Annotated in this window: 24 protein-coding genes and 1 rRNA gene; 18 read left to right on the forward strand and 7 right to left on the reverse strand. The window is 58.4% G+C overall.

What is annotated here, in order from left to right; translation table 11 throughout:
• Positions 1–75, reverse strand: a 16S ribosomal RNA gene (locus IEW65_RS13080); the annotation flags it as partial.
• 453 nt (positions 76–528) lie between these two features.
• Positions 529–1,728, reverse strand: a complete 1,200-nt coding sequence (gene tyrS, locus IEW65_RS13085; protein ID WP_188639932.1) for a tyrosine--tRNA ligase — start codon at positions 1,726–1,728, stop codon at positions 529–531.
• A gap of 116 nt (positions 1,729–1,844) precedes the next feature.
• Here tyrS and IEW65_RS13090 point away from each other — a divergent pair, with 116 nt between their 5' ends.
• Positions 1,845–2,987 (forward strand): anhydro-N-acetylmuramic acid kinase, encoded by a 1,143-nt coding sequence (locus IEW65_RS13090; protein ID WP_188639933.1) that lies wholly within the window; start codon positions 1,845–1,847, stop codon positions 2,985–2,987.
• A gap of 12 nt (positions 2,988–2,999) precedes the next feature.
• Here the strand turns inward: IEW65_RS13090 and IEW65_RS13095 are convergent, their stop codons facing one another.
• A complete protein-coding gene (locus IEW65_RS13095; protein ID WP_308421465.1) occupies positions 3,000–4,163 on the reverse strand; it encodes a PilT/PilU family type 4a pilus ATPase in 1,164 nt (387 codons plus the stop codon).
• Between the two features lie 24 nt (positions 4,164–4,187).
• Entirely contained in the window at positions 4,188–5,231 is a 1,044-nt protein-coding gene (locus IEW65_RS13100; RefSeq protein ID WP_188639934.1) for a type IV pilus twitching motility protein PilT, read from the reverse strand.
• A 33-nt stretch (positions 5,232–5,264) separates the two neighbouring features.
• On the opposite strand from IEW65_RS13100, the gene IEW65_RS13105 reads away from it, so the two are divergent.
• The 6 genes from IEW65_RS13105 (at position 5,265) to IEW65_RS13130 (ending at position 9,906) form a co-directional block, all read left to right on the forward strand.
• Positions 5,265–5,963, forward strand: coding sequence for a YggS family pyridoxal phosphate-dependent enzyme (locus tag IEW65_RS13105; protein WP_188639935.1), 699 nt, complete (start codon positions 5,265–5,267; stop codon positions 5,961–5,963).
• A gap of 72 nt (positions 5,964–6,035) precedes the next feature.
• The gene (gene proC / locus IEW65_RS13110; RefSeq protein ID WP_188639936.1) at positions 6,036–6,863 is read left to right on the forward strand and encodes a pyrroline-5-carboxylate reductase; all 828 of its coding nucleotides are present in this window, start codon (positions 6,036–6,038) and stop codon (positions 6,861–6,863) included.
• 98 nt (positions 6,864–6,961) lie between these two features.
• Complete coding sequence (locus tag IEW65_RS13115; RefSeq protein ID WP_188639937.1) at positions 6,962–7,555, forward strand: YggT family protein; 594 nt, start codon at positions 6,962–6,964, stop codon at positions 7,553–7,555.
• A 64-nt stretch (positions 7,556–7,619) separates the two neighbouring features.
• A complete protein-coding gene (metX, locus tag IEW65_RS13120; protein ID WP_188639938.1) occupies positions 7,620–8,813 on the forward strand; it encodes a homoserine O-succinyltransferase MetX in 1,194 nt (397 codons plus the stop codon).
• Entirely contained in the window at positions 8,813–9,409 is a 597-nt protein-coding gene (gene metW / locus IEW65_RS13125) for a methionine biosynthesis protein MetW (protein ID WP_188639939.1), read from the forward strand. Before metX ends, metW begins: the two co-directional genes overlap by 1 nt.
• Before the next feature lie 35 nt (positions 9,410–9,444).
• A complete protein-coding gene (locus tag IEW65_RS13130) occupies positions 9,445–9,906 on the forward strand; it encodes a DUF4426 domain-containing protein (protein ID WP_188639940.1) in 462 nt (153 codons plus the stop codon).
• On the opposite strand, the gene sfsA is transcribed toward IEW65_RS13130, so the two are convergent.
• Both sfsA and IEW65_RS13140 read right to left on the reverse strand, forming a co-directional pair.
• Complete coding sequence (gene sfsA, locus IEW65_RS13135; protein WP_188639941.1) at positions 9,903–10,631, reverse strand: DNA/RNA nuclease SfsA; 729 nt, start codon at positions 10,629–10,631, stop codon at positions 9,903–9,905. The two genes, IEW65_RS13130 and sfsA, sit on opposite strands and share 4 nt — an antisense overlap.
• Entirely contained in the window at positions 10,628–11,788 is a 1,161-nt protein-coding gene (locus tag IEW65_RS13140; protein WP_188639942.1) for an aminotransferase class I/II-fold pyridoxal phosphate-dependent enzyme, read from the reverse strand. The genes sfsA and IEW65_RS13140 overlap by 4 nt, the downstream gene beginning before the upstream one ends.
• Before the next feature lie 186 nt (positions 11,789–11,974).
• Here IEW65_RS13140 and dksA point away from each other — a divergent pair, with 186 nt between their 5' ends.
• The 11 genes from dksA to IEW65_RS13195 all read left to right on the forward strand — a co-directional run bounded on the left by dksA (position 11,975) and on the right by IEW65_RS13195 (position 24,350).
• Positions 11,975–12,412 (forward strand): RNA polymerase-binding protein DksA, encoded by a 438-nt coding sequence (gene dksA, locus IEW65_RS13145; protein WP_188639943.1) that lies wholly within the window; start codon positions 11,975–11,977, stop codon positions 12,410–12,412.
• A gap of 106 nt (positions 12,413–12,518) precedes the next feature.
• Complete coding sequence (gluQRS, locus tag IEW65_RS13150; protein ID WP_188639944.1) at positions 12,519–13,418, forward strand: tRNA glutamyl-Q(34) synthetase GluQRS; 900 nt, start codon at positions 12,519–12,521, stop codon at positions 13,416–13,418.
• 1 nt (position 13,419) lies between these two features.
• Positions 13,420–13,596 (forward strand): hypothetical protein, encoded by a 177-nt coding sequence (locus IEW65_RS13155; RefSeq protein ID WP_188639945.1) that lies wholly within the window; start codon positions 13,420–13,422, stop codon positions 13,594–13,596.
• On the forward strand, positions 13,586–16,531 hold the full coding sequence (locus IEW65_RS13160; protein WP_188639946.1) for an ATP-binding protein: 2,946 nt from the start codon (positions 13,586–13,588) through the stop codon (positions 16,529–16,531). The genes IEW65_RS13155 and IEW65_RS13160 overlap by 11 nt, the downstream gene beginning before the upstream one ends.
• A complete protein-coding gene (locus IEW65_RS13165) occupies positions 16,509–17,888 on the forward strand; it encodes a sigma-54-dependent transcriptional regulator (protein WP_188639947.1) in 1,380 nt (459 codons plus the stop codon). The genes IEW65_RS13160 and IEW65_RS13165 overlap by 23 nt, the downstream gene beginning before the upstream one ends.
• A gap of 882 nt (positions 17,889–18,770) precedes the next feature.
• The gene (gene pcnB / locus IEW65_RS13170) at positions 18,771–20,159 is read left to right on the forward strand and encodes a polynucleotide adenylyltransferase PcnB (RefSeq protein WP_188639948.1); all 1,389 of its coding nucleotides are present in this window, start codon (positions 18,771–18,773) and stop codon (positions 20,157–20,159) included.
• Positions 20,152–20,679, forward strand: a complete 528-nt coding sequence (gene folK / locus IEW65_RS13175) for a 2-amino-4-hydroxy-6-hydroxymethyldihydropteridine diphosphokinase (protein WP_229755568.1) — start codon at positions 20,152–20,154, stop codon at positions 20,677–20,679. Before pcnB ends, folK begins: the two co-directional genes overlap by 8 nt.
• A gap of 186 nt (positions 20,680–20,865) precedes the next feature.
• Complete coding sequence (gene panB / locus IEW65_RS13180) at positions 20,866–21,657, forward strand: 3-methyl-2-oxobutanoate hydroxymethyltransferase (protein ID WP_188639950.1); 792 nt, start codon at positions 20,866–20,868, stop codon at positions 21,655–21,657.
• A gap of 35 nt (positions 21,658–21,692) precedes the next feature.
• The gene (gene panC, locus IEW65_RS13185) at positions 21,693–22,553 is read left to right on the forward strand and encodes a pantoate--beta-alanine ligase (protein ID WP_188639951.1); all 861 of its coding nucleotides are present in this window, start codon (positions 21,693–21,695) and stop codon (positions 22,551–22,553) included.
• Positions 22,554–22,585: 32 nt separating this feature from the next.
• Positions 22,586–22,966 carry an aspartate 1-decarboxylase gene (gene panD, locus IEW65_RS13190; RefSeq protein ID WP_058578292.1) on the forward strand — a complete coding sequence of 127 codons (381 nt, stop codon included), beginning with the start codon at positions 22,586–22,588 and terminating at the stop codon, positions 22,964–22,966.
• 205 nt (positions 22,967–23,171) lie between these two features.
• Entirely contained in the window at positions 23,172–24,350 is a 1,179-nt protein-coding gene (locus tag IEW65_RS13195) for an acetyl-CoA C-acetyltransferase (protein WP_188639952.1), read from the forward strand.
• 94 nt (positions 24,351–24,444) lie between these two features.
• On the opposite strand, the gene IEW65_RS13200 is transcribed toward IEW65_RS13195, so the two are convergent.
• Entirely contained in the window at positions 24,445–25,614 is a 1,170-nt protein-coding gene (locus IEW65_RS13200; RefSeq protein WP_188639953.1) for an MFS transporter, read from the reverse strand.
• Positions 25,615–25,641 lie beyond the last annotated feature (27 nt).

The following is a 25,641-nucleotide window of genomic DNA, read 5'->3' on the forward strand; positions in this document are numbered from 1 at the left end:
GTGCTACCGCTCGACTTGCATGTGTTAGGCCTGCCGCCAGCGTTCAATCTGAGCCATGATCAAACTCTTCAGTTTAAAATCATCGTGATCCTTACGTGCCACTCGAAAGTAACAAAAGCGGATCAAACTTGGCTCAAGGTTCAAACGAATTCGAAAGATTCGAAAATCTCTCTTGTGCGCTTGCCTTGATATTTGGTGATTTATCACCCTCATCGGCAAGCGCCCACATGAATTACCTGATCAAATTGTTAAAGAGCGTTTTCGCTGTGCTGGCCCGATGACTTGAACCGTGCTGCCTCAGCGAGGAAGGCGTATTCTACGCACTTCCTGGTGTTTGTCAACCACTGTTTTCAGCGAGTGAAGCGAGCGACTTAATCTATAACAAGACGGCTCTAACCTCCTGACAAACCAGAGGTTTTTCAACCTCTTTCACCGCTGGTAACGCTTGGCGTCCCCGGCAGCGGATGCGTACTTTACGGATTCGCGGCCGGGTTGGCAAGAGCTAATGTGAAAAAGTTTTCAGAAAGTTCACACCAGGGTCACGCGAGCGTAACGCTTCTTGCCCGCTTGAATCACATACACTTTACCAGTGGCCAGCATGGTGTCTTGAGCAACGACCTCACCATCCACTTTGACACTGCCATTTTTCAGCATGTCTTTGGCTTGTGCGCTGTTCTTGGTTAAGCCTGAGCGATTAAGTACTGTGGCAATCGGGGCCTGCTCGCTGCCTTCAAAATCGACGTCTACTTCTGGCAGGTCTTCCGGTAGCTCACCCTCGGCCAGCTGGTTACCCGCCGACTTGTGCGCATTCGCGGCGGCTTCATCACCGTGGTAACGGGCGATGAGTTCACGAGCAAGCTCCATTTTCACATCGCGAGGATTCGCACCCTGCTCGACACTCTGCTTCAGCGCCTCAATCTCTTCATTCGATTTCAGCGAGAGCAGTTCGAAGTAACGCCACATTAAGCTGTCAGGCATGGAGACCAGCTTATTGAACATGGAACCCGGTGCTTCATCCACGCCCACGTAGTTGCCAAGCGACTTGGACATTTTCTGCACGCCGTCCAAACCTTCTAGCAGGGGCATCGTGATGACCACCTGGGGTTCCTGACCGAAGTGCTTTTGAATCTCGCGCCCCATGAGCAGGTTAAACTTCTGGTCGGTACCGCCCAGTTCGATATCAGCTTCTAGTGCGACGGAGTCATAACCCTGCACTAGCGGGTAAAGAAACTCATGAATCGCAATCGGCTGATTCGCTTTGTAGCGCTTCTCGAAGTCATCACGCTCCAGCATGCGCGCCACGGTGCTTTGTGCTGCCAGCTCAATCATTTTGGCAGCCGTTAACTCGCCAAACCACTCCGCGTTGAAGCGCACCTCGGTCTTTTCCGGATCGAGGATTTTGAACACCTGCTCTTTATAGGTTTCCGCGTTCGCCTTGACGTCGGCTTCGGTCAGCGGCTTACGGGTGACGTTTTTACCGGTCGGGTCGCCAATGCGGCCGGTGAAATCCCCAATCAAAAAGATAACGGTATGACCAAGATCTTGGAACTGGCGCATTTTGGTCAGCAGTACGCTGTGACCCAGGTGCAAATCAGGTGCCGTAGGATCAAACCCTGCTTTAATACGCAGCTTACGACCTGACGCGAGCTTTTTACGCAGCTCGTCTTCTACCAGGATTTCATGCGTACCTCGCGACAGCAGCGCTAACGCCTGATCCACCTCACTCATTGCCTCTCTCCATGTACTATATGCCGTTAAAGGCGTTTAAATAATCAATAGTGGGCGATGTTATCACGCTCCACCGCCTTGGTTGAGCCTTCACCCCGTTTTGGATGACTCGGATTATGAAAACCTCGCACCCTTCGTCACCCGCTTACTATATTGGTTTAATGTCTGGCACTAGCCTGGATGGCATTGATGCCGCCCTGGTCTCTATCACTCCTGGCACGCCGCCTAAACTATTAGCCACGGCCGCCGTTGCCATGCCCGATACCCTGCACGCGCAGCTACTACACCTTTGCCACGCGCCAGCAGCGCACTTTGCCGAACTGGCCGCCGCCGAGGATGCCTTTTGCCGCCTCCAGGCCCAGGCCGTTACAGCATTATTAACGGAACAGGGGCTCGCCCCGGCTCAGATTACGGCGATTGGCAGCCACGGCCAGACGATTGAGCACGCGCCACAAGGTCACCAGAGGGGGCCGGCGTATACGCTACAGTTAGATAACCCGAGCCTGCTGGCAGAATTGACGGGCTGCACGGTGGTGGCCGACTTTCGCCGCCGGGACTTGGCCGCTGGCGGCCAAGCAGCGCCTCTAGCGCCCGCTTTCCACCAAGCGCTGTTTGGGCAGCGCTCAGGCGAACAGCTTGTGCTGAATTTAGGCGGCTTTGCCAATCTCACTTGGCTCCCTCAGGAGCCGGAGCGCGCCGTGGTGGGCTTCGATACCGGCCCGGCGAACGTACTGCTGGATGCCTGGTTTGCAAAGCATCACACCGGGCGATTTGATGAGAGCGGAACGTGGGCGGCCAGCGGGCAAATCAACCAAGCGCTGCTCGCCCGCCTGCTGCAAGAACCCTTTTTTCATCAGCCGCCGCCGCGCAGCACCGGGCGAGAGCTGTTTCACTTAGCATGGTTAGAGAAGCAGCTCACTGGCGACGAAGCCCCCCGTGATGTTCAGGCAACGCTAGCTGAACTGACGGCGGTGAGCGTTGCGCAGGGCGTTGAGCAGCTGCCGCTGAGCCAGCCCAGCGCCACGCTGCTAGTAGGCGGCGGCGGTGCTCACAATGCCTATTTGATGGCAAGGCTAGCCGCGCACCTTCCGAAGGTGACGCTGCTCTCCCCCGCCACGCTGGGCTGGCCGGAAGATTGGATTGAAGCTGGGGCCTTTGCCTGGCTCGCCCACCAGCGCCTGCACGGGCTACCCGGCAACTTGCCTTCCGTGACCGGTGCCAGCGGCCCGCGGGTGCTGGGCGGCATTTATGCCCCCTAACGGCATCTACCGTTAGTAGTCGTCACCATCGCGCAGGGCAAGATGAGACGGCACCTGCGCGTCTAACGGCTTACCGCTGGCGGCGGCGTCGCCCTGCTTGATCATCAGCCGCAGGTCGTTGGCGGAATCCGCATGGGCCAGTGCCACTTGCTGGCTCACTTGGCCCGCTTGATAGAGCGCATAAAGCGCCTGATCGAAGGTTTGCATTCCCGCATCGCGGGAGCCCGCCATGGCCTGCTTTAATTCATCAATACGCCCTTTTCGGATCAGATCCACCACCCGTGGCGACGAGAGCAGAATCTCGATCGCCGCGCAGCGGCCGCCCTGCTGAGTAGGCAGCAGCTGCTGCGCCACTACGGCACGCAGATTCAGCGACAGATCCATCAGCACCTGCTCGTGCCGCTCATGGGGAAAGAAGTGAAGGATGCGCTCCAACGCCTGGTTGGCGTTGTTGGCATGCAGCGTCGCTAAACAGAGATGTCCGGTTTCCGCAAAGGTCAGGGCGTGCTCCATGGTTTCCCGGGTACGCACTTCACCAATCAAGATCACATCGGGCGCTTGGCGTAGCGTATTTTTCAGCGCCACCTCGAAGGACTCCGTATCCACCCCCACTTCGCGCTGATTAACGATGCCCCGCTGATGCGGGTGCAAGTACTCGATAGGGTCCTCAATGGTAATAATGTGACCGCCGACGGAGGCGTTACGCTCCTGGATCATCGCCGCCAGGGTGGTGGATTTCCCCGTTCCCGTGCCGCCCACGACCAGCACCAGCCCGCGCTTGGCATTGGCCAGCGTCGCTAGCTGGCTAGGCACGCCCAGCGAGCTGAGGGTGGGAATGGTCTGCGCAATACGGCGCACCACCATGGCGGGCTCGTTGCGCTGTTGAAAGGCGCTTACCCGAAACCGCCCCGCGCTCTCCAGGCTTAGGACAAAATTCGCCTCGTGCTCCTCTTGAAAGCGCTCCCGCTGCTTCTCAGGAACCGCATTCAGCACCAGGCTGCGCACTTGGCCAGAGGAGAGCGGCTGACGCCCTAGCGGCACCAGCCCCTGGGGCGTTTTCAAGCTGGGCGGCGCGCCCACCGAAATCAGCAGGTCAGAGGCCTGCTGCTCGACCATGATGCCCAGCAGTTGATGCAGCCACTGGGTCGCGGTCATACCGCTGGCTGGCTCACTCATCGCATCGCCCCTCCTTTTGCCGCCTTACTCATCTTTTAACGTCAGCGTGCCTTTAGCCCTTACTTGGGCTTCCTCCATACTCACCACGCCTTCCTTAACTAGCTTGGCAAGCGAGGCATTCAGGGTTTGCATCCCCAGCGCACCGCCGGTCTGAATGGCCGAGTAGATCTGAGCCACTTTATCTTCGCGAATGAGGTTACGCACCGCAGACGTGGCAATCAGAATCTCGTGGGCCGCCACGCGCCCGCCGCCCTGACGCTTCAACAACGTTTGCGAGATGACCGCCTGGAGCGATTCCGACAGCATCGAGCGCACCATGGATTTCTCTTCGCCGGGGAACACATCGATAATCCGGTCGATGGTTTTCGCCGCCGAGGTGGTATGCAGCGTACCAAACACTAAGTGCCCCGTTTCAGCAGCGGTCAGCGCTAAGCGAATCGTTTCAAGATCGCGAAGCTCGCCTACCAAAATCACGTCCGGGTCTTCGCGCAGCGCGCTTCGCAGCGCCCCAGAGAAGCTGTGAGTATCGCGGTGAACCTCCCGCTGATTAATCAGGCAGCGCTTGCTGGTGTGCACAAATTCCACCGGGTCTTCGATGGTCAGGATATGCTCAAAACGTTGGTCGTTGATGTAGTCGATCATTGCCGCCAGGGTGGTGCTTTTCCCCGACCCCGTGGGCCCGGTCACGAGCACCAATCCCCTGGGGAGCATTGAAAGGCGTTGGAACACTTCGCCCATGCCCAAGGTGTCCATGGAAAGCACCTTATTGGGAATGGTACGAAACACCGCCCCTGCCCCGCGCGCCTGGTTAAAGGCATTGACCCTAAAGCGCGCCACCCCCGGCACTTCAAACGAGAAGTCTGCTTCTAAGTGCTCTTCGTAGTCGCGGCGCTGCCGATCGTTCATGATGTCGTAGATCAGCCGCCGAACGTCGCTGTTCTCCATGGCGGGCACATTAAGCCGACGAATATCGCCATCAACACGTATCATGGGAGGCAGACCCGCCGAAAGGTGCAGGTCGGATGCATTCTGCTTTGCCGAGAATGCCAGCAGTTCGGTAATATCCATCTCTCTTTCCCAGCTGCGGTAAGGTTCTTGAGTATGACAGACAACGCGCTCCCCGAGTCACTTGCATCTGCGCGTGAACGCCTGCGCCAGGCGCTTGAGGATGCCGGGCGCTCGCCCGCCAGTGCCACCCTGCTGGCGGTGAGTAAAACTAAGCCCGCCGAGATGCTGCGCGAAGCGTGGCAGCACGGCCAGCGCGAGTTTGGTGAAAACTACCTGCAAGAGGCGCTGGATAAACAGATGGCGCTTGAGGATCTTGATGGCATTGTGTGGCACTTCATTGGCCCGCTGCAATCGAACAAGACCCGCGCCGTGGCCGAACAGTTTGCCTGGGTACACAGCGTGGATCGTTTGAAAATTGCCAAACGTTTGAGCGAACAGCGCCCGGAAGCCTTACCACCGCTAAACGTATGCCTACAGGTCAATATTAGCCGCGAGGCCACGAAATCCGGCGTGCTGCCAGAGGATGCCTTAGCGCTGGCTCAAGAGATTGCCGCCCTGCCAGGTCTCGCCCTGCGCGGGCTCATGGCGATTCCCGCCCCGGCAGAGACCTTAGAAGCACAGCGCCAGCCGCTAGCCGCCCTGCGCCAGCTATTGGAAGAGCTCCAGGCGGCACTGCCCGACGCGCCGCTGGATACGCTCTCGATGGGCATGAGCGACGATTTAGAAGCGGCTGTCTTAGAGGGTGCCACGCTGGTACGTTTAGGCACCGCCATTTTTGGCGCACGGGGCTAACCGCGGCTCGAACAACACACGACTTACTTCACACGCTGCAAGACGCAGCCATTTGCGAAAAAGGATACCCCCATGGCGAGCAAGATCACCTTCATTGGCGCAGGCAATATGGCCGGTGCCATTATCGGCGGCCTGATCGAAAGCGGTGTCTCACCCAGCGACATCACCGCCACGGCCCCCAACGAAAGCGAACTGGCTCCGCTGAAGGCGCGCCTGGGCATTCATACCCACACCGACAACAGCGCAGCGGTTAACGGTGCAGATGTGGTCGTGCTGGCGGTGAAGCCGCAGATTATGCGCGGTGTTTGTGAGGCTATGCGCGACAGCGTTCAGCAGCAGTCGCCGCTGGTGATGTCCATTGCCGCTGGCCTGGACGCCAACACCATCGACCAGTGGCTGGGTGGCGGCAACGCCCTGGTGCGCTGCATGCCCAACACCCCGTCACTGGTCGGCATCGGCGCCAGCGGCCTGTACGCCAACGCGGCGGTCAGCGATGCCCAGCGCACCCTCGCCACCCAGCTGATGGAAGCCGTGGGCATTGTAGAGTGGGTTGAGGAAGAGCGGTTATTGGATGCGGTGACCGCGGTTTCCGGCAGCGCTCCGGCCTACTTCTTCCTGATGTTCGAAGCCATGGAAGAGGCCGCCGTGAAGCTCGGCCTACCTGCAGAAACCGCCCGCCGCTTGGCCATTCAAACCGCGTTGGGTGCCTCCACCATGGCCCAGCGCAGCGACAAAGACCCGGCCACCTTGAAGCAGAACGTGATGTCGCCGGGCGGCACCACCGAACGCGCTATTGCACATATGGAAGATGCGCACCTGCGCACGATCATTGCCGACGCCATGCAGGCCTGTGCCGAGCGCGCCGATGCCATGTCCAAAGAGCTAAGCGGTAACGATTGAGTCGCACGTAGACAACCGACCGTGAATGACGCCATAAGAACGAGATGAGTTGCATACACGTACTCATCTCAAGAACGACCTTTTTAGGAGAAGCCGCAATGGGAAGTCAATTAGGCAGCGCCGGGTTAATGCTCGTTAACTCACTGATCAACATTTATCTGTTCTTATTAATGCTGCGCTTCTTGCTGCAGGCATCCCGGGCGGATTACTACAACCCGCTCAGCCAGTCAGTGGTGAAAATCACCCAGCCTGTTGTTGGTCTGTTTCAAGGCTTCCTCGGCCCCGTGGGTGGGCGCTTTGACCTCGCCACGCTGGCCGCCGGTTTTGTGCTCAAAGTGGTGAGCATGGTGGCCATTTTCATGGTGATTGGCGTGGGTATGCCCCCCATCGCAGGACTGCTCATTGCCGGCGTTGCCGCCATTGCGAACGCCATTCTGAAAATTTACTTTTTTGCCATGATCGTAATGATCATTCTGAGCTGGGTAGCGCCCAATGCCAGCCACCCAGGCGCGCTGCTGGTGATGCAGCTGGTCGAACCGATTATGGCACCAGTGAGAAAAGTCATTCCTCCACTGGGCATGATCGACCTATCCCCCATTGTGGTCTTTATCGCCATTAACCTCGTCGATGGCCTGGTAGTGGGCTCCTTAATTCGTGCAGCGGGAATCTCTGGGGCACTGGTCGGCCTATAACCGCCGCACCATCGCACCTGACGATTCCTTAGCAGGACTATATTTTGCAGGACTAGCGCTTTCGATGCCTGATTCAGACACTCTTGCTTATGACGAGCGGCCAGCGGATTCCGTTGGCTTAGTCACCCCACACGTCGCCAAGTTCGATACGCCGCTGCCGCTTGCTTGTGGTAAAACGCTGCCGGAATACGAGCTTATCTACGAAACCTACGGCACGCTCAACGCTGACCGCTCTAATGCCGTACTGATTTGTCATGCGCTTTCGGGGCACCATCACGCCGCGGGCTATCACACCGCTGATGACCGCAAACCCGGCTGGTGGGATGCCCATATCGGCCCCGGCAAGTCCATCGATACCAATCGATTCTTTGTGGTGTCGCTGAACAACTTGGGCGGCTGCCACGGCAGCACAGGGCCGGTAAGCCACAACCCGGATACTGGCCGCCAGTGGGGGCCAGACTTCCCCATGGTCACGGTGAGCGACTGGGTCGCGAGCCAAGCACGCCTTGCCGACCACTTAGGTATTCAGCGCTGGGCAGCGGCGGTCGGCGGAAGTCTAGGCGGCATGCAGGTGCTGCAGTGGACCATCACGTATCCTGAGCGCGTAGCAAATGCGGTCATTATTGCGGCAACGCCTCGCCTGTCGGCACAAAACATTGCCTTTAACGAAGTCGCCCGCCAAGCGATTCGCTCCGACCCAGAGTTCTTTGGTGGCTGGTATGCGGAGCACGACACCGTGCCCAAGCGTGGGCTTAAGTTAGCGCGCATGGTGGGCCATATCACCTATCTCTCCGAAGATGCGATGGGAAGCAAATTTGGGCGCGACCTGCGCAGCGATGACCTTCACTTTGGCTTTGATGTCGAGTTCCAAGTAGAGTCCTATTTGCGCTACCAAGGCGATACGTTTTCAACCGCCTTTGACGCTAACACCTACCTGCTAATGACGAAGGCGCTGGACTATTTCGACCCTGCTGCCAATCATGGCGGTGGTCTGTCAGAAGCCCTTGCCCCTGTCCAATGCCCGTTTTTAATCGTTAGCTTCACCACGGATTGGCGCTTCCCACCATCACGCTCTCGTGAGTTGGTGGATGCCCTGACTCTGGCAGGCAAATCGGTGAGCTATGCCAACATTGAATCGCCCCACGGGCACGATGCCTTCTTACTGCCCGAGCCTCGCTACCACGCTTTATTCAGCGCCTTTATGAGCCGCGCGGCGCGAGAATTGAAGATCGAGTCGGGTGTGGAGGAGAAACACTAATGCGCACGGATCTTGAACTGATTTACGACTGGGTACCCCAAGGTGCCCACGTATTAGACCTTGCCTGCGGTGACGGCGTGCTGTTAGAGCGGCTGGCCCAAGAAAAAGGGGTGACCGGCTACGGCCTGGAGATTGACCCCGACGGCATCACCCAGTGTGTTGCCCGTGGGGTCAGCGTGATTGAGCACAACCTGGATGATGGGCTCGGCAGCTTTAGCGACAATAGCTACGATCAGGTCATTATGACCCAGGCGCTGCAAGCGCTGCGCCGCCCCGATAAAATGCTCGATGAAATGCTGCGCGTCGCTGAAGAGGGCATTATCACCTTCCCTAACTTCGCCTACTGGCGTCACCGCATTCATTTAGGCTTACGCGGCTACATGCCGGTGTCGAAATCGCTGCCCCACGCGTGGTACGACACCCCCAACATTCACCTCTCGACGTTTAACGACTTCGAGCACCTGTGCAAAGAGAAAGGCTTGGTGATTGTTGACCGCGCTGTGGGCGTTGGTGACCACAAGGGGCACTGGACGTCTAAGTGGTGGCCTAACCTATTTGGTGAAATTGCCATTTTCCGGGTACGTCGACGCCCATAACTAAGCCTTTACGCACGCAAGAGAGGAGACACGCTATGGCTATCGCGACACTGCGACGCTTTTCACTGCTGATGGTGCTACTGGGAACGCTGTTCAGCGCCACCCAAGCAGCGGCAGAGCAGATGGTAGAAGTGGGCGATTACGAGATCCACTACAACGCCATTGAGACCCGCTTTTTAACCCCTGAAGTGGCCCAAGCGAACAACATTCAGCGCAGTATCGGGCACGGCTTAGTGAATATCAGCGTACGCGAGCGCCAGCCGGACGGCAGCACACTGCCGGTGAACGCCAGCGTGCAGGGCAACGTACGCGGCCTGACCGACACCCGCGAACCGCTCAGCTTTCGCACCGTGCACGATGGCGATGCCACCTACCACCTCGCCACCTTCACCCTGCGCCACGACGAGCCCATGCGCTTCAGCCTAGAGGTGCGCTACGACCGTAATGCCAGTCCTGAGCCGGTCAACTTTATTCAGCGCTTTTATATCGAGCGCTAAACCCGTACCGGTAGCGACCGTATCAAGCGGGCCGCTACCGGCACTCCCTGCTGTCGCTCCACCGTCACGCCATAAGCCAGCACTTCTACACCCGCTTTTACGGCATCGCTTAGCGCCGCCGCATAGGTGGGGTCAATATGAGCGGCCGGGGCAACGTCTTCAATTCCTTCGTGGGCCACGCAAAACAGCAGCACCGCCCGCTCGCCCTGCTGGGCCAGCGCCGCCAACGTGTGCAGATGCTTGGTGCCACGCACGCTGACGGAATCAGGAAAATAGCCGTGCCCATCCTCCTCTTTCAACGTCACTTGCTTCACTTCGACATACGCGACGCCTTTTACGGGGTCGTCTAAGCGAATATCCAGCCGCGCATCGGCGATTTTCACCTCACGCTTTAACGTTTGATAGCCCGCCAGCGGCGCTATCTCGCCTGCGTTAATCGCTGCTTCGACCAAGCCATTCGCTCGCCCGGTGTGCACCGATGCCAGCGCCGTACCGCCGTTTGGCTCGGGCAGCTCTATCCACTCCCAGGTCCACTCAAGCTTGCGTTTGGGATTATTACTTGGCGAGAGCCACACCCGGCAGCCGGGCACGTTCACCGCCTTCATCGAGCCGGTATTCGGGCAGTGAGCCACCACCTCCTCTCCGCTATCTAAGCGCACATCGGCCAAGAAGCGCTTATAGCGACGCAGCAACACGCCGGGCACTAACCCTGGGGTCCTACTCATAAACGGCTCACAAAGCGCGCGATGCGTACCACGGCCTCTTCTAGCCGCGCCACCTCGTTGGTAAAGGCGATGCGTACATGGTGCTCGCCGCCTTGCACCGCAAAGTCGATGCCGGGGGTGATGGCGACGTTCTCCTCCACTAACAGGCGCTCGCAGAACGCTTGGCTGTCGCGGCTGTAGCGGGAGATATCCAGCCAGAGATAGAACGCGCCTTGGGGCGGTAGATCCGGTGCAAGCCCTAAGCTGGCCAAGCCGTCCAGCAGCACTTGGCGGCGCTGCTTCAGGGTGGCCCGTCGGGTTTCCAGAATATCGCGGCACTCCGGGGTAAACGCTGCCAGCGCTGCGTATTGGGAGGGCGTTGGCGCGGCGAGAAATACATTTTGCGCCAGCCGAGTCAGCGGTTCGACGGCATGCTCGGGGGCGACCAGCCAGCCTAAGCGCCAGCCGGTCATGCCGAAGTACTTGGAGAAACTGTTCACCACAAAGGCGTCATCTGACAGCGAGGTGGCCGACAGCGGCGCATCGTCGTAATTCAGCCCTTGGTAAATCTCATCGACGATGACATCACCGCCCTTGGCAGCCACCGTGCTGATCACCTGCGCCAGCGCCTGCGCATCTAACGTGTGCCCGGTAGGGTTAGAAGGGCTGGCCAGCATTGCTAACCGCGTCTTGGCCTGCCAGTGCTGCTCGATCAACGGCGCGGTGAGCTGCCAACCGCTGTCACGCCCCACCGGTACGGCATCAATCTCGGCCCCTGCCAGAGCCATGAAATGGCGGTTGCAAGGGTAGTTAGGGTCGGCCATGAGGACCCGGTCGCCGCTTTCTACGAGTAGCTGGCTGGCCAGCAACAGCGCCCCTGAGGCACCCGGCGTTACCAGGATGCGGGAGGGGTCAACGGCGGCCTCAAAATGGTCGGCATAGTGGCCTGCGATGGCTTCACGCAGCGATGCCAACCCAGCCGCTGGGGTATAGCGCGTTTTACCCTCGGCCAGCGCCTGCTGGCCTGCCGCCACGATAGGGGCGGGGGTCGCAAAGTCCGGCTCGCCGACTTCCAGATGGATGACATCATGGCCTTCGGCTTCTCTGGCCTGGGCCATTTCCAGTAAGTGCATCACGCGAAACGGCGCAACGTGAGCAACACGCGAATTCCAAGCCATAACGGCTCCTTCCCCTAGCAGTAGTAAACACATGACCCAGTCCGTACAAGATGTAGGACTATGGTCGAAAACGAACCATTATGCTTGCATTGGGCGTGATTTTCAGCTAAACAAGCATCCCTTTGGCGTGAGATCGTGGTACACGCCCATGGTCGATCAGCAGTCACATACGTAAGGGGCACTCCCATGCCAGTAGCGGAAAAGAAATCGGAAGCGTCCAAGTCCTTCACCCCGTATGAGCCAGCACCCGGTGAAGAGTATATGAATGAGAAGCAGCTGGCGCACTTTCGTCAGCTCCTTCTAGACTGGAAACAGGACCTCATGGAAGAGGTGGATCGTACCGTACGCCACCTGCAGGAAGATGCTAACAACTACGCGGACCCCGCCGACCGCGCGACGCAAGAAGAGGGCTTTAGCCTGGAACTGCGTACCCGTGACCGCGAGCGTAAGTTGCTCAAGAAGATTAACGAAACCATCGATAATATCGATGATGATGACTACGGCTTCTGCGAAGCCTGCGGTGTGGAAATCGGCATCCGCCGTTTAGAAGCACGCCCTACTGCTACCCTTTGTGTCGATTGCAAAACCCTAGCCGAACTCAAAGAGAAGCAGCTGGGCGGCTAAACAAAGACCGCCTCGCTATCAGCGATGGCAGACAACGGGCACCCTTGAGGTGCCCGTTTTTGTTTGTCATCGTACGTCGTATGACTCTTGCTAATCACGGGCTGCCATGACCGCTACCGCTCGCTACCGAGGGCGCTTTGCCCCCACTCCTTCTGGGCCGCTGCATCTTGGCTCGCTGGTCGCTGCCCTGGGCAGCTATTTAGATGCTCGTGCGGCAGGCGGCCAGTGGCTGGTCCGTATAGAAGATATCGACCCACCGCGCTGCCCCGAAGGCGCAGCCAGCACCATCTTGCGCCAGCTCGAATCCTTTGGGCTTACCTGGGATGAAGAAGTTATCTGGCAACGTCACCGCCACGACGCGTATCAACAGGCGTTAGAGCAACTGATTGAGCAAGGATTAGCCTACCCATGCAGCTGTTCTCGTAAGCAGTGGCAAGCCTTCGACATCTACCCCGGCTGGTGCCGTAACGGCGTGAGTGATGCCACCCAACCGCTAGCCTGGCGGCTGCGCAGCGACCTGGCCAAGCGCCCGATTAGTTGGCACGACCGACTCTTTGGCGAGCAGCAGTTTGACCCCGCCACGCTTGGCGATGTGGTACTAAAACGCAAAGACCAGCTGTGGGCCTACCAGCTCGCCGTCGTGGTCGACGACGCCGACCAGGGCATTACCGATATCGTGCGTGGCTATGACCTGCTGGACAACACACCCTGGCAGCATCAGTTACAGGCAGCGCTGCACGTTCCTACCCCGCGCTACCTGCATCTGCCGCTGGTCGTGACGGCCGATGGTCAAAAGCTCTCCAAGCAGAATCTCGCCCCTGCCCTGGATGAAACGCCCAACGGCGTGCGCCGCCAACTCTTCCAGGCGCTACAGCTACTGGATCAAGCGCCGCCGCTTGCGCTGGCCGATGAACCGCCCGCCACGCAGCTCGCCTGGGCCATCACGCACTGGAGCGTGGCGCACCTAACGCCGCGTGCTCACCGGCCGACGCCACTGGAGCCTTAAGATGTACGTGTATCGCATCATGCTGTTTCTGGTGTTTGGCGGTTACTTGCTTTCGCCACTGTTTATGGATGGCTGGGGAGACCCCACTGCTGCCTGGTACCGACCTTTTGCAATTTGGGGCGGCCTGATCGCCCTCACCCTATGGCTTGAGCAAAAGAGGAAACTCGATGAACGTTGAGCTTGTGGGGGTTGCCCTACTGGGGCTTGGCTACCTGGGGATACTGTTTGGTTGTGGCATGGCCGTAGAGCGAGGCTGGGTGCCGGTTCGGGTTACCCGCCACCCCATGGTGTACACCCTGGCGCTCGGCGTTTATGCCAGCGCCTGGGCGGTTTATGGCAGCGTGGAAATGGCGGGCAAGGCGGGCTTTGGCTACTTGGCTTACTACCTGGGGGCCGCAGGCGCGTTTTTACTGGCACCGGTCCTGCTAGTCCCCATACAGCGCATTACCCGCACCTATCAGCTGTCATCGCTGGCGGACCTGTTCGCCTTTCGCTACCGCTCGCGCTGGGCAGGCACGCTGGTCACGCTGCTCAGCCTGCTTGCCGTGCTGCCGCTGCTGGGCATACAAGTACAAACCCTCAGTGATGCGGTCACCCTCCTCACCGGGAGCCGCTACAGCAGCGCAGTCGCGCTGCTGTTTTGCGCGGTGATTGCCGCCTGTGCCGTGGTGTTTGGTGCCCGCCACAGTCATCGTCACCGCCACGACACGCTGCTCACCGTGATCGCTTTCGAATCCGTGATTAAACTGCTGGCCATGCTTGGGCTTGGCGCGATTGCACTCTGGTGGGTGTTCGACGGGCCACAGGATTTGCAGCGCTGGCTGGAAGGCCCTGGCGCAGCCATTCAAGCCACTACACCCCAGTTAGAAGCCCCGCAATGGCGCACGCTGCTGCTACTGTTTTTTGCTGCGGCCTTTATGATGCCGCACCTGTTTCAGATCACCTTTGCCGAAAGCCTTTCGCGGCACACTTTGCTGCAAGCAAGCTGGTCGCTACCGCTCTTTTTACTGCTGATGGCCCTGCCCGTGCCGCTGATTTTATGGGCCGCTCAGTCAACCAACGACAGCCTACCGCTCACCGCTTACGCAGCGTATGTGATGACCGAACACTGGTGGGTGGGGGTGCTCGCTTTTATCGGCGGCTTAGCCGCAGCCAGCGGTACGATGATGATGATCGCCCTGGCGCTCTCCGGCATGGTGCTGAATCATTTAGTACTGGTGGCCCGCCCGCCAGAAGCGCGTAGCGACCTCTATGGCTGGCTGCTTTGGCTTAGGCGCGCGCTCGTCGTTGGCGTGATTATTGGCGGCTGGCTATTTGCCGAAAGCGTCGGCCGCTACCACTCACTCACCAGCCTCGGGCTAGCGGCATTTGTCGGCATGGCACAATGCCTACCGGGAATGCTGGCACTGCTCTACTGGCCCGGTGCCAATCGCAAAGGCACGGTTGCCGGGCTGTTAGGTGGCATTGGCGTATGGTTATGGGGGCTATGGCTACCGTTACTGTTGAATATCGAGCTACCGGCGCTGCCGTTTACCACGTTGACTAACGCCAGTGACCCTGCCTGGTATAGCACTACCCTGCTGTCCTTAGCGGTCAATATCGTGCTGCTTATCGTGGTATCGCTCTTTACGCGTATTTCAGAAGGCGAGCGTTCGGCGGCTGAGGCCTGCTCAGTGGATGCAGTGATTCGCTCAAAACGTTTGCCATTAGAAGCCGCGACAGCGGGCGACTTCACTGCCCACCTGGCACAAGCGCTAGGGGAGGAGGCCGCGGGCCGTGAAGTGGAACGCGCTTTAAAAGCGCTCAATCTTACGCCCCAAGAGCGCCGCCCTTACGCGCTGCGCCGCCTGCGCGACCGTATTCAGGCAAACTTATCCGGCCTCATGGGGCCTTCTGTCGCGCGTGATATTGTCGACCGCTACCTGCCCTACCGCCACGATGATGCTCCCGTCACCGATGACATTCACTTTGTCGAAAGCCGCTTAGAGGCGTACCGCTCACGCTTAACTGGTTTGGCACGAGAGCTGGACGGGCTGCGCCGCCATCACCGCCAAACGCTCGCCTACCTGCCGGTTGGCCTGTGCGTCTTAGGTGATGACGATGAGCTGCTGATGTGGAACCAAGCGCTCTCACAGCTTTCCGGCATTAGCGGCGACAGCGTGATTGGCTCGCGACGCGACAGCCTGCCCCCGCCCTGGCCCAACCTGCTCAGCAGCGTGCTGAACGCCAGCCAAACCCCGCTGTATAAACAGGCGGTCACCCTGCATGGCAAAGACTATTTTCTCACCCTGCATAAAGCCGTGCTGAGCGGTCACGATAGCCGGGGCGGTAGCGTCATTCTCGTTGAGGACCACACCGAGATGAAGTGGCTGGAAGAGGAGCTGGTGCACGCAGCAAGGCTCGCCTCCATTGGCCAGCTTGCCGCAGGCGTGGCCCACGAAATTGGCAACCCGATTACCGGCATTTCATCGCTCGCGCAAAACCTGCGTTACGATACCGATGACCCCGCCCTGCTGGAAACCGCCGACCATATTCAGCAGCTCACCCAGCGGGTGACTAAAATTGTTAACTCATTGGTGGGGTTTGCTCACGGTGGACGCCCTGCTCTGCCGCTACCCACGGCCCCGGCCGCGCTGAAAACGATTAGCGACGATGCCCTGCACTTGATCCATTTAGCCCGCTCAAGCGAGGATATTGTCTTTATCAATACCTGCTCAGATGACATTGTGGTACGCGGTGACGCTCAGCGTCTTACCCAAGTCATGGTAAATTTACTGAGCAACGCCAAGGATGCCTGCCGCCCGCAGGGAACGGTACAGATTACCGCAGGCACCCAGGCCAGCCACGCCTGGTGGCGCGTAACAGACGATGGCCACGGCATCGACCCAAGCGTCAAACACCGCTTGTTTGAGCCGTTTACTACCACCAAGCCCGCGGGCGAAGGCACTGGGCTTGGGCTATCGTTGGCGTATCAAATTATTAACGAGCACCAAGGCAAAATAGAGGTCGCATCACCGCCTCCCGGAAAGCCTCGCGGCACCGCCATCACGCTATGGCTACCGCTTTACCAACAGGATGATCACTCGCCCCATGCCCCGGATACTGATTGTTGAAGATGAAGCGATTATTCGCAGCGCCCTCAAGCGCTTACTTGAACGTCATGACTATCACGTCAGCGAAGCGGCCAGCGCGGAGGAAGCCCGTGAGCTGCCGCTAAGTGACTATGACCTCATCATCAGCGACCTGCGCCTACCAGGCGAGCCGGGCACGACGCTGATTGAACCCGCCGCGCCCGCGCCGGTACTGATCATGACCAGCTATGCCAGCATGCGCTCTGCGGTGGATGCGTTAAAAATGGGTGCCGTCGACTATGTGGCCAAACCGTTTGACCACACGGAGCTGCTGGAAACCGTTGAGCGCATTTTGCACAAGCAGTCCATGCAGCAAGGCACGCCCCCGGATGTGACGGATGAAGGGGGCGGCCGCCAAACCATGATTGGCCACTGCACGGCGATGCAACAGGTCTACACGCGGATTCGAAAAACCGCGCCCGCCGATGTCACCGTACTCATTCAAGGCGAGTCCGGTACCGGCAAAGAGCTGGTCGCCCGCGCCATTCATCAGCAGAGCAAGCGCGCCAAGGCACCGCTCATTTGCGTTAACTGCGCCGCCATCCCTGAAACGCTGATTGAATCCGAGCTGTTTGGCCATGAAAAAGGCGCGTTTACCGGCGCAAGCGCCTCACGCACCGGGTTAGTCGAAGCCGCCGACGGAGGCACGCTCTTTCTGGATGAGATTGGTGAGCTACCGCTCGATGCTCAGGCGCGACTGTTACGGGTGCTGCAAGAGGGCGAGATCCGAAAGATTGGCTCGGTAGAAACCCGCCATGTAAACGTGCGCCTGATCGCGGCAACGCACCGAGACCTACGCGCCCTCTCTAAAAGCGGCGAGTTCCGTCTCGACCTCTACTATCGCCTCAATGTGATGCAAATTGCGCTGCCACCGCTGCGGGAACGGGACGATGACGTGCTGGAAATCGCCGATATCCTGCTGGAAAAAGCCTGCAAGCGCCATGAACGTCCTGGCTTGAGACTATCCCGCGCGGCCCGCCAGGATCTGCGCGATTACCCGTGGCCGGGTAACGTGCGGGAGCTTGAAAACGCGCTGGAGCGCGGCGTGATTCTGGCCGAAGGGCACTTGATCCACCCCGACGACCTGGGGCTTGGGCCTGTCACCAACCGCACGCCTTCCCCCGCATTAAACCCTCAGGCGGCCATCAGTGATACCGCACCTCAAGATGAGGATGATCTTTCTTTAGAGGATTACTTCCAGCACTTTGTGTTGGAGCATCAGGATCAAATGAGCGAAACAGAGCTGGCGCAAAAACTAGGCATTAGTCGCAAAAATTTATGGGAACGCCGCCAACGTCTTGGTATTCCGCGTAAAAAAACCGCACGTCGCCCTACGTAGGTCATCACTAAGACTAACGTCTAATAGATTGATTTACATAAGAAATATTCAAAAATCGTTACCCCGCCACTGTTACCTTCCCACACAACAGCGCGAACAAAAGGGCAAAAAAGGGGTAACACTTCACCACCCAATTAGTTCCCTGGCACGGACATAAATTGCCAAGCTGCTGAAATGTAAAAGGTATCTAATGAGTGGCACGGCGAGTGCAATATTACTAGGCAAGAAGAACAAACTGGGCTGCGCGGTAGGTTGCTAACAAAAACAACATGACACCGCCCCATCCTGAGCCATAACAAAAACAACAGGGCCAGGTAGAGATAACGGCACGAATAAGAATAACAGGCTTGCGTCTCATTACTTGTAAGCGCTGTGACAGCACATAAGTATGTCACCAGCGCAACGAACAACAACAATAACTGACAAGTGCCCAAATAAGGACGCGACGTACACAAGAAGCTGCGCCCCAACAATAATAACAGCAGTATAGGTGTACACCCCCGGAGCTAAAAATAATAAGCCGGGAGAAAAAGTTCGCGGTTGGATTATTGTTTTGAATACGAGGCGGTCGGAATCAGAGTGGTTCTTACGCCTGCCGACTGCGGTGCGTATTCAGGGCGATGTGCCATCATGAATAAAAACAGCAGCATGGACGCTGATTGTCTGCTTTGTAGGGGGAGGCTCATGTAGCCTCCCCTTTCCGCGTTTATAGGCACTCACTCTCCCACGCATTGGCCTTTGCAGGCTGCTTTTTGCAAGCCGCTCTTTGCAAGCCGCTCTTTGCAAGCCTCAGGGGGTCGGATACACTCAACCCCTTACCGTTCTCAATACGGTCACGTTTTTCGAACCCGTTTTCGATACACTGCGAGTCGATATCGCCGCATGTTTAAAGGATTTACCCGTTTATTACATAGCCCGGGAGAGCGCTTGAAATCCCTGCTCGATTCCCCAGAGAGCGCTTCTGATGCGCTCAGCCCTCGTGTTATTTCGCGCTCCGAGCATCCTGTTTCGCGCCAGCAGGTCAGTGAAGCTGCCTTAAAAGTGCTGTACCGACTCAACGGTGCAGGCTTTGACGCTTACCTGGTAGGCGGCTGTATCCGCGATGCGCTGCTGGGCAAAATGCCCAAGGACTTTGACGTTGCCACCAACGCCACGCCAGAGCAAGTGCGCGATCTGTTTCGCAATTCACGCCTGATTGGCCGCCGCTTCCGCATTGTGCACGTGCGCTTTGGCCGTGAAGTGATCGAGGTCACCACCTTCCGCGGAAAACCGCAGGACGAACATGGCGACCACATCGCCCATCAGTCGGATGATGGCCTGCTGTTGCGGGATAACGTGTGGGGCAATATTGAAGAGGATGCGCTGCGCCGCGACTTTACCGTCAATGCGCTCTACTACAATATTGCTGACTTCACGATCCACGACTTCGCCAACGGCGCACGGGATATTGAGTCTCGCACGCTGCGCTTGATCGGAGACCCCGCCACCCGCTACCGCGAAGACCCGGTACGGATGCTGCGGGCGGTTCGCTTTGCGGCCAAGCTCGATTTCACTATCGAGCCCGCCACCGAAGCACCGATGTACGACCTTGCACCGCTGCTGCTGCAAATTCCGCCGGCGCGCCTGTTCGATGAAGTGCTCAAGCTGTTTATGGCGGGCCACGGCTTAATCACTTTCCGCCTGCTCAGCCACTACAACCTGTTTGGCATGCTGTTCCCCGAAGCAGAAGAGGCCATGGCCGATGCCGCTTGGGCAGAAGAGCTGATCGAACAGGCACTGACCAATACCGATAAACGTATTGCTGAGGGTCGTCCAGTCACACCGGCGTTCTTATTAGCAGCGTTTCTATGGGCACCGGTGGCGCATCGCCAAGCGGCACTTGAGCGCGAGGGCATGCCCGCTGTGCCTGCGCTGCAAGCGGCTTCGCAAGAGGTGGTTTCGCGCCAGCTCCAGCATATTTCGATTCCTAAGCGTTTTGGCATCCCCATGCGTGAAATATGGGAGCTGCAGGCGCGTCTGCCGATGCGCCGGGGCAAGCGGGCTTTCCAAACCCGCGAGCACCCGCGCTTTCGCGCCGCCTACGATCTTCTGTTGCTACGTGAGCAAGCGGGCGAAATCCCTCGCGGGCTAGGCGACTGGTGGACGGCATTTCAGAAAGGCGATGAGCACGAACAGCTACGCCTGCTGCAAAAAGTCGGCAGTGACCCTGCTAGCCAAGGCGACCGTCGGCGTAAAAAGCGTCGCAAACCGCGTAAGGCCAACAGTGAATAGCGCGACCCGTACGTATATTGGCTTAGGCAGCAACTTAGAGCATCCAGAAGCCCAAGTGCGGCAGGCGCTCAGCGAGCTTGCTGCACTGCCGCTGTGCCAGCTGGTCGCCTGCTCGTCGCTGTATGCCACGCCGCCCGTGGGTCCGCAGGATCAGCCAGACTTTATCAATGCCGTGGCCTGCCTGGATACCCGGCTATCGCCACTGGCGCTGCTGGACCAGCTCCAGGCCCTGGAGCAGCACCACCGCAGGCGGCGGCTTCGCCACTGGGGGCCACGCACGTTAGATTTAGACCTACTGCTCTACGGTGAGCGCGTGATTCAACAGCCGCGCCTCACTGTGCCCCACCCTCATATGCATGCTCGCGCCTTTGTGATCGTGCCGCTGGCCGAGGTGGCTCGCACCGCCAACCCTAGTCTTTTCCTGCATCAGCAGCCGCTTAACCACTGGTTAACCTGCGTAGATGTTAAGGATATTCGGCGCTTAGGCGAGGCGTCTGTCACCCCCAGTGCTACCGTCTGACACAAATCTCGACACCACCCCCCCATTCAGGTAACAATTGCCGGTTACATCGCTTCACGCATGTGCCGTTTCGCGCAAATGACGTCTCGCACGCGATAATAATGGCCGAGCGCCGCTTGTGTTGACGCCTACGTTGACGCAGAGCCAGGTCACATCGGCCCCATGAAGAAACAATGAGAGTACGCCATGAAAACCGTCACCCTGAGCACGCTACAAGCCTATAAGCGCGCCGGAGAAACGTTCAGCTGCCTGACCGCTTACGACGCCTCTTTTGCTCATGCCGCCAGCGCTGCTGGTATTGATGTTCTGCTAGTGGGCGACTCCTTAGGCATGGTTCTACAAGGCCACAGCAGCACGTTGCCCGTCACCATGGACGATATTTGCTACCACACCCGCTGCGCAGCACGCGGTAAGGGCCATAGCCTACTGATGGTCGACCTACCGTTTATGAGCAACGCGACCACGGAACGCCTGCTTGAAGACGGGGCCGCACTGATGCGTGCCGGTGCCGAGCTTGTGAAAGTGGAAGGCGAAGCCTGGATGGCCGATGGCATCCGCGAACTAACGCGTCGTGGCGTGCCGGTATGCGCCCATTTGGGCTTAACACCACAAACCGTTTACCAACTAGGCGGTTATAAGGTCCAGGGCCGTGAAGCCGCGCAGGCTGAACAAATTATCAACGACGCCAAAGTCCTTGTAGAGGCAGGCGCGTCGGTGATTTTGCTTGAGTGCGTACCGGCAAGTCTGGGCAAAGCGGTCACTGAGGCGTTAGACGTACCTGTTATAGGTATTGGCGCAGGCCCGGATACCGATGGCCAAATTCTCGTGATGCACGATGTATTAGGCGTTACTCATGGCCGCACACCGCGCTTTGTGAAGAACTTCATGGAAGAGGCCAGCTCCATCCAGGGGGCATTTGAGCAGTACCATAACGCGGTCAAAAATCGCGCCTTCCCTGCAACCGAGCACTGTTTCTAAGAGACGGTTTCTAAGTGAGCGACAGCGATTTCTCTATGCGCACTTTGCGAGATATTAATGAGCTTCGCGCGACCCTGCGCGAGCATCGCCTTAACGGCCAGCGCATTGCGCTGGTACCGACCATGGGCAACCTGCATGCTGGTCACCTCGCCCTAGTGGCCGAGGCTCGCCAACAGGCAGACATCGTCGTCTCCAGCCTGTTTGTGAATCCCATGCAGTTTGGCCCTGGCGAAGATTTAGACGCTTACCCGCGCACGTTTGAGGCCGACCAAACCAAGCTCACCGAGGCGGGATGCCATATTCTGTTCGCCCCGACCGTCAGCGCGCTCTACCCCAATGGGCTAACCGCCCAGACGCGGGTGCACGTGCCTGAGGTGGGTGAAGGGCTATGCGGTGGCTCGCGGCCCGGGCATTTTGACGGTGTCTCCACCGTAGTGAGTATGCTGTTTAATCTCGTGCAGCCGGATGTGGCCTGCTTTGGCGAAAAAGATTATCAGCAGCTTGCCGTGATTCGTAAGCTCGTGGCCGATCTGCACATGCCCATCGAGATTATTGGCGTGCCGATTGTACGTGCTGATGATGGCTTGGCGCTCTCCTCTCGTAACGGCTACCTCAGTGAACAGGAGCGTGCCACCGCCCCCTCGCTCTACACAACGCTGTGCACATTGCGCGATGCGCTGGCCCAGGGCGAATCCGCCGAACAGGTACTACAACGGGGCAAAATCGCACTGTATGATGCCGGCTTTACGCCCGACTACCTTGAGCTGCGGGATACCCACCTAGGCCCCGTCACAGACGCGACGCGCCACGCCGTGCTACTCGCCGCCGCCAAACTAGGCCCAGCCCGGCTGATCGACAATCTCAGCGTGCAGCTACCTTGTGCTGCCACTGACTAGCCCGTAAGGCTAGCTCGTTACCAGGAGTTTCCATGCACACCATTATGCTCAAAGCCAAGCTGCACATGGCCCGTGTTACCCATGCCGTTCTCAACTATGAAGGCTCGTGCGCCATCGACGGCGACCTGCTGGATATGGCGGGTATTCGCGAAAATGAACAGATCCAGATTTATAACGTAGAAAACGGCGAGCGCTTCACCACTTACGCCATTCGTGGCGAAGAGGGATCACGTTTAATTTCTATCAACGGTGCCGCTGCCCACCTCGCCTCACCCGGGCATCGCATTATTATTTGCAGCTACGCTCACTACTCTGAAGCTGAGCTGGAAAACCACCAGCCTGCACTGGTGTACCTCCAGGAAGGCAACCACGTGAGCCACACCAGCAACGCCATTCCTGTCCAGCTGGCATAACGCTAACCCGCTGAGAATGCATCGTTAAACGGGCCGTTCATCGGCCCGTTTCTATTTGCTTAAAAAAGCGTATTGCCGCAACGCACAACCTTCCCCTATGCTGAGGGGTAAGTCTGACACAACATGCCAATAACAAGGGATAGGCCCAGCGGGGCTTCGCTATCCTTAATGAGAACGTTGCGTTACTTACCCAAGGAGCTTTTTTATGCAAGACGTGGTCATCGTAGCGGCACGCCGCACCGCCGTAGGGAGTTTTGGTGGATCACTTGCGGGCATTCCTGCCAGTGACTTAGGTGCACTGGTCATTAAAGATATTCTCGCCACGACCGGCGTGGCCCCTGAAAAAATTGATGAAGTGCTGCTCGGCCAAGTGCTCACCGCAGGCGTTGGCCAAAACCCTGCACGCCAAGCAGCCATCAAGGCAGGCCTACCAGAAACAGTTCCTGCCATGACCATCAACAAAGTGTGCGGCTCTGGCCTTAAAGCGCTGCATTTAGCCACCCAAGCCATTCGCTGCGGCGATGCTGAGATTATTCTGGCCGGTGGTCAGGAAAACATGTCAGCCTCCCCGCACATCTTGCCTAACTCTCGTAACGGCCAGCGCATGGGCGACTGGAAAGCCATCGACTCAATGGTGCATGACGGCCTGTGGGATGCGTTCAATAACTACCACATGGGTATCACCGCCGAGAACCTGGCTGAGAAATACAGCATTACCCGTGAAGAGATGGACGAATTTGCCGCCGCTTCACAGCAAAAAGCCGCTGCCGCGATTAAAGAAGGCAAGTTTAAAAGCCAAATCGTGCCGGTAGAAGTGCCCCAGCGCAAAGGCGACCCGGTGGTTTTTGATACCGACGAAAACCCGCGCGAAGTGTCTGCCGAGAAACTGGGCGGCATGCGTCCTGCCTTTAAGAAAGATGGCACCGTGACCGCTGGTAACGCTTCATCACTTAACGATGGCGCAGCCGTGGTCATGCTGTGCTCGGCTGAAAAAGCCAAAGAGCTTGGCCTAGAGCCGCTGGCACGCATTGCCGCTTATGCCAACGCAGGCGTTGACCCTGCCATTATGGGCATTGGCCCGGCACCGGCCACTCGCCGCTGCCTAGAGAAAGCGGGCTGGAGTTTAGACGACCTCGACCTAGTCGAAGCCAACGAAGCCTTTGCTGCCCAAGCGCTCTCCGTTAACAAGGAGCTGGGCTGGGATACCTCTAAGGTGAACGTGAACGGCGGTGCCATTGCCATTGGCCACCCCATCGGCGCATCCGGCTGTCGCGTACTGATTACGCTGCTGCACGAAATGATTGCCCGTGATGCCAAAAAAGGCCTCGCGACGCTGTGTATCGGCGGCGGGCAAGGTGTCGCTCTGGCGATTGAGCGTCCGTAATACGTCGGTGCTACTGACAATGAATGCCCCCGCACTGCGGGGGCATTTTTTTGCTCAACGGAACAGGCGAAGCGCGCTTTTCTCTACCTTGCGATTAGCGATGCTTTTCTCCTACGACACGTGATGGCGTACGCAATACCAACAGCATGCCCAGCAGGAACAGGCCAGAGGCTGCCCACATGGTGATGGGTAGGCTGGTGCTGTCCACGACCTGCCCACCGACCATAGCGCCCACACCAATCGACATGTTAAACACAAAGGCCATTAACGCCGTGGCGGCCTCGGTATTGGGTGCCGTGCGCAGTATCCAGGTTTGAACACTCACCGAGACGCTGCCAAATACAGCGCCCCACAGCATTAACAGCAGCACGCCACGGGTAGGCTCTACGCCCACCACCGGGAAGATCGCCACAACCACCAGCAGTAAGCTAGGAATCACAAGCACCGCACGGTACGGGTGGCGGCCAGCAAACATCCCCGCAGCGATGTTGCCTAAAATACCCGCTGCTCCATATAGCAGCAGCAGACTCCCCACATGGCGCTGCGCCACGCCGCTAATGTCCTGCAAGATAGGGCTGATAAAGGTATAGGCCACAAAATGCCCCACCACGACAAATCCTGTCGTGAGCACCGCCACGCGCACCCCACGATTACTTAACTGCTGTGCCAGCATTCGCAACCGCACCGGCTCTTTTGGCGGCAGCGGCGGCAGCCAACACCACAGCGCAATGGCGGTGAGCAGGCTTAACCCGCCTAATGCCCCGAAGGCAACGCGCCAGTGGCTGGCATCGCCTAGCAGCGTGCCTAACGGCACGCCGAGCACCGACGCCGCCGCCACACCGCCAAAGATAAGCGTCATGGCTTTGGCGACTTGGTCACCAGGCACCAAGCGCGGCGCAATACTGCCCGCAATCGCCCAAAAGCCGCCGATGCTCATCCCTACCAACACGCGGGCCGCTAACAGCAGCGCAAAATTACTGGCCACCGCCGATAGCGCACTGCCTACAACCATCACCACCATCATCAGCGTCAGCATGATGCGACGATCTAAACGTCCTACTGCCACGGGCAGAAGAGGCGCTGAAAACGCGGCCACCACGCCGGGCACGGTCACCATGAGCCCTGCCATGCCCGGCGTCACCCCCATATCGGCCGCCACCTGAGAGAGCAGCCCAATGGGCAGCTGCTCGGCTGTCACCAACAGGAAAATGCCCATCATCACCGCGACCACCGCCCACCAACGCGGCGTTAGCTGTTGCTCCATGCTGTGTCCTCGTATTCCTAAGCACCT

It is taken from the genome of Vreelandella lutescens, assembly GCF_014640815.1.
Lineage (GTDB): Bacteria > Pseudomonadota > Gammaproteobacteria > Pseudomonadales > Halomonadaceae > Vreelandella > Vreelandella lutescens.

What these genes read in the sequence shown, in the direction of transcription:
- tyrS (WP_188639932.1), bottom strand. Translation starts at nt 1,728, where the DNA reads ATGAGTGAGGTGGATCAGGCGTTAGCGCTGCTGTCGCGAGGTACGCAT.
- IEW65_RS13090 (WP_188639933.1), top strand. Translation starts at nt 1,845, where the DNA reads ATGAAAACCTCGCACCCTTCGTCACCCGCTTACTATATTGGTTTAATG.
- IEW65_RS13095 (WP_308421465.1), bottom strand. Translation starts at nt 4,163, where the DNA reads ATGAGTGAGCCAGCCAGCGGTATGACCGCGACCCAGTGGCTGCATCAA.
- IEW65_RS13100 (WP_188639934.1), bottom strand. Translation starts at nt 5,231, where the DNA reads ATGGATATTACCGAACTGCTGGCATTCTCGGCAAAGCAGAATGCATCC.
- IEW65_RS13105 (WP_188639935.1), top strand. Translation starts at nt 5,265, where the DNA reads ATGACAGACAACGCGCTCCCCGAGTCACTTGCATCTGCGCGTGAACGC.
- proC (WP_188639936.1), top strand. Translation starts at nt 6,036, where the DNA reads ATGGCGAGCAAGATCACCTTCATTGGCGCAGGCAATATGGCCGGTGCC.
- IEW65_RS13115 (WP_188639937.1), top strand. Translation starts at nt 6,962, where the DNA reads ATGGGAAGTCAATTAGGCAGCGCCGGGTTAATGCTCGTTAACTCACTG.
- metX (WP_188639938.1), top strand. Translation starts at nt 7,620, where the DNA reads ATGCCTGATTCAGACACTCTTGCTTATGACGAGCGGCCAGCGGATTCC.
- metW (WP_188639939.1), top strand. Translation starts at nt 8,813, where the DNA reads ATGCGCACGGATCTTGAACTGATTTACGACTGGGTACCCCAAGGTGCC.
- IEW65_RS13130 (WP_188639940.1), top strand. Translation starts at nt 9,445, where the DNA reads ATGGCTATCGCGACACTGCGACGCTTTTCACTGCTGATGGTGCTACTG.
- sfsA (WP_188639941.1), bottom strand. Translation starts at nt 10,631, where the DNA reads ATGAGTAGGACCCCAGGGTTAGTGCCCGGCGTGTTGCTGCGTCGCTAT.
- IEW65_RS13140 (WP_188639942.1), bottom strand. Translation starts at nt 11,788, where the DNA reads ATGGCTTGGAATTCGCGTGTTGCTCACGTTGCGCCGTTTCGCGTGATG.
- dksA (WP_188639943.1), top strand. Translation starts at nt 11,975, where the DNA reads ATGCCAGTAGCGGAAAAGAAATCGGAAGCGTCCAAGTCCTTCACCCCG.
- gluQRS (WP_188639944.1), top strand. Translation starts at nt 12,519, where the DNA reads ATGACCGCTACCGCTCGCTACCGAGGGCGCTTTGCCCCCACTCCTTCT.
- IEW65_RS13155 (WP_188639945.1), top strand. Translation starts at nt 13,420, where the DNA reads ATGTACGTGTATCGCATCATGCTGTTTCTGGTGTTTGGCGGTTACTTG.
- IEW65_RS13160 (WP_188639946.1), top strand. Translation starts at nt 13,586, where the DNA reads ATGAACGTTGAGCTTGTGGGGGTTGCCCTACTGGGGCTTGGCTACCTG.
- IEW65_RS13165 (WP_188639947.1), top strand. Translation starts at nt 16,509, where the DNA reads ATGCCCCGGATACTGATTGTTGAAGATGAAGCGATTATTCGCAGCGCC.
- pcnB (WP_188639948.1), top strand. Translation starts at nt 18,771, where the DNA reads ATGTTTAAAGGATTTACCCGTTTATTACATAGCCCGGGAGAGCGCTTG.
- panB (WP_188639950.1), top strand. Translation starts at nt 20,866, where the DNA reads ATGAAAACCGTCACCCTGAGCACGCTACAAGCCTATAAGCGCGCCGGA.
- panC (WP_188639951.1), top strand. Translation starts at nt 21,693, where the DNA reads ATGCGCACTTTGCGAGATATTAATGAGCTTCGCGCGACCCTGCGCGAG.
- panD (WP_058578292.1), top strand. Translation starts at nt 22,586, where the DNA reads ATGCACACCATTATGCTCAAAGCCAAGCTGCACATGGCCCGTGTTACC.
- IEW65_RS13195 (WP_188639952.1), top strand. Translation starts at nt 23,172, where the DNA reads ATGCAAGACGTGGTCATCGTAGCGGCACGCCGCACCGCCGTAGGGAGT.
- IEW65_RS13200 (WP_188639953.1), bottom strand. Translation starts at nt 25,614, where the DNA reads ATGGAGCAACAGCTAACGCCGCGTTGGTGGGCGGTGGTCGCGGTGATG.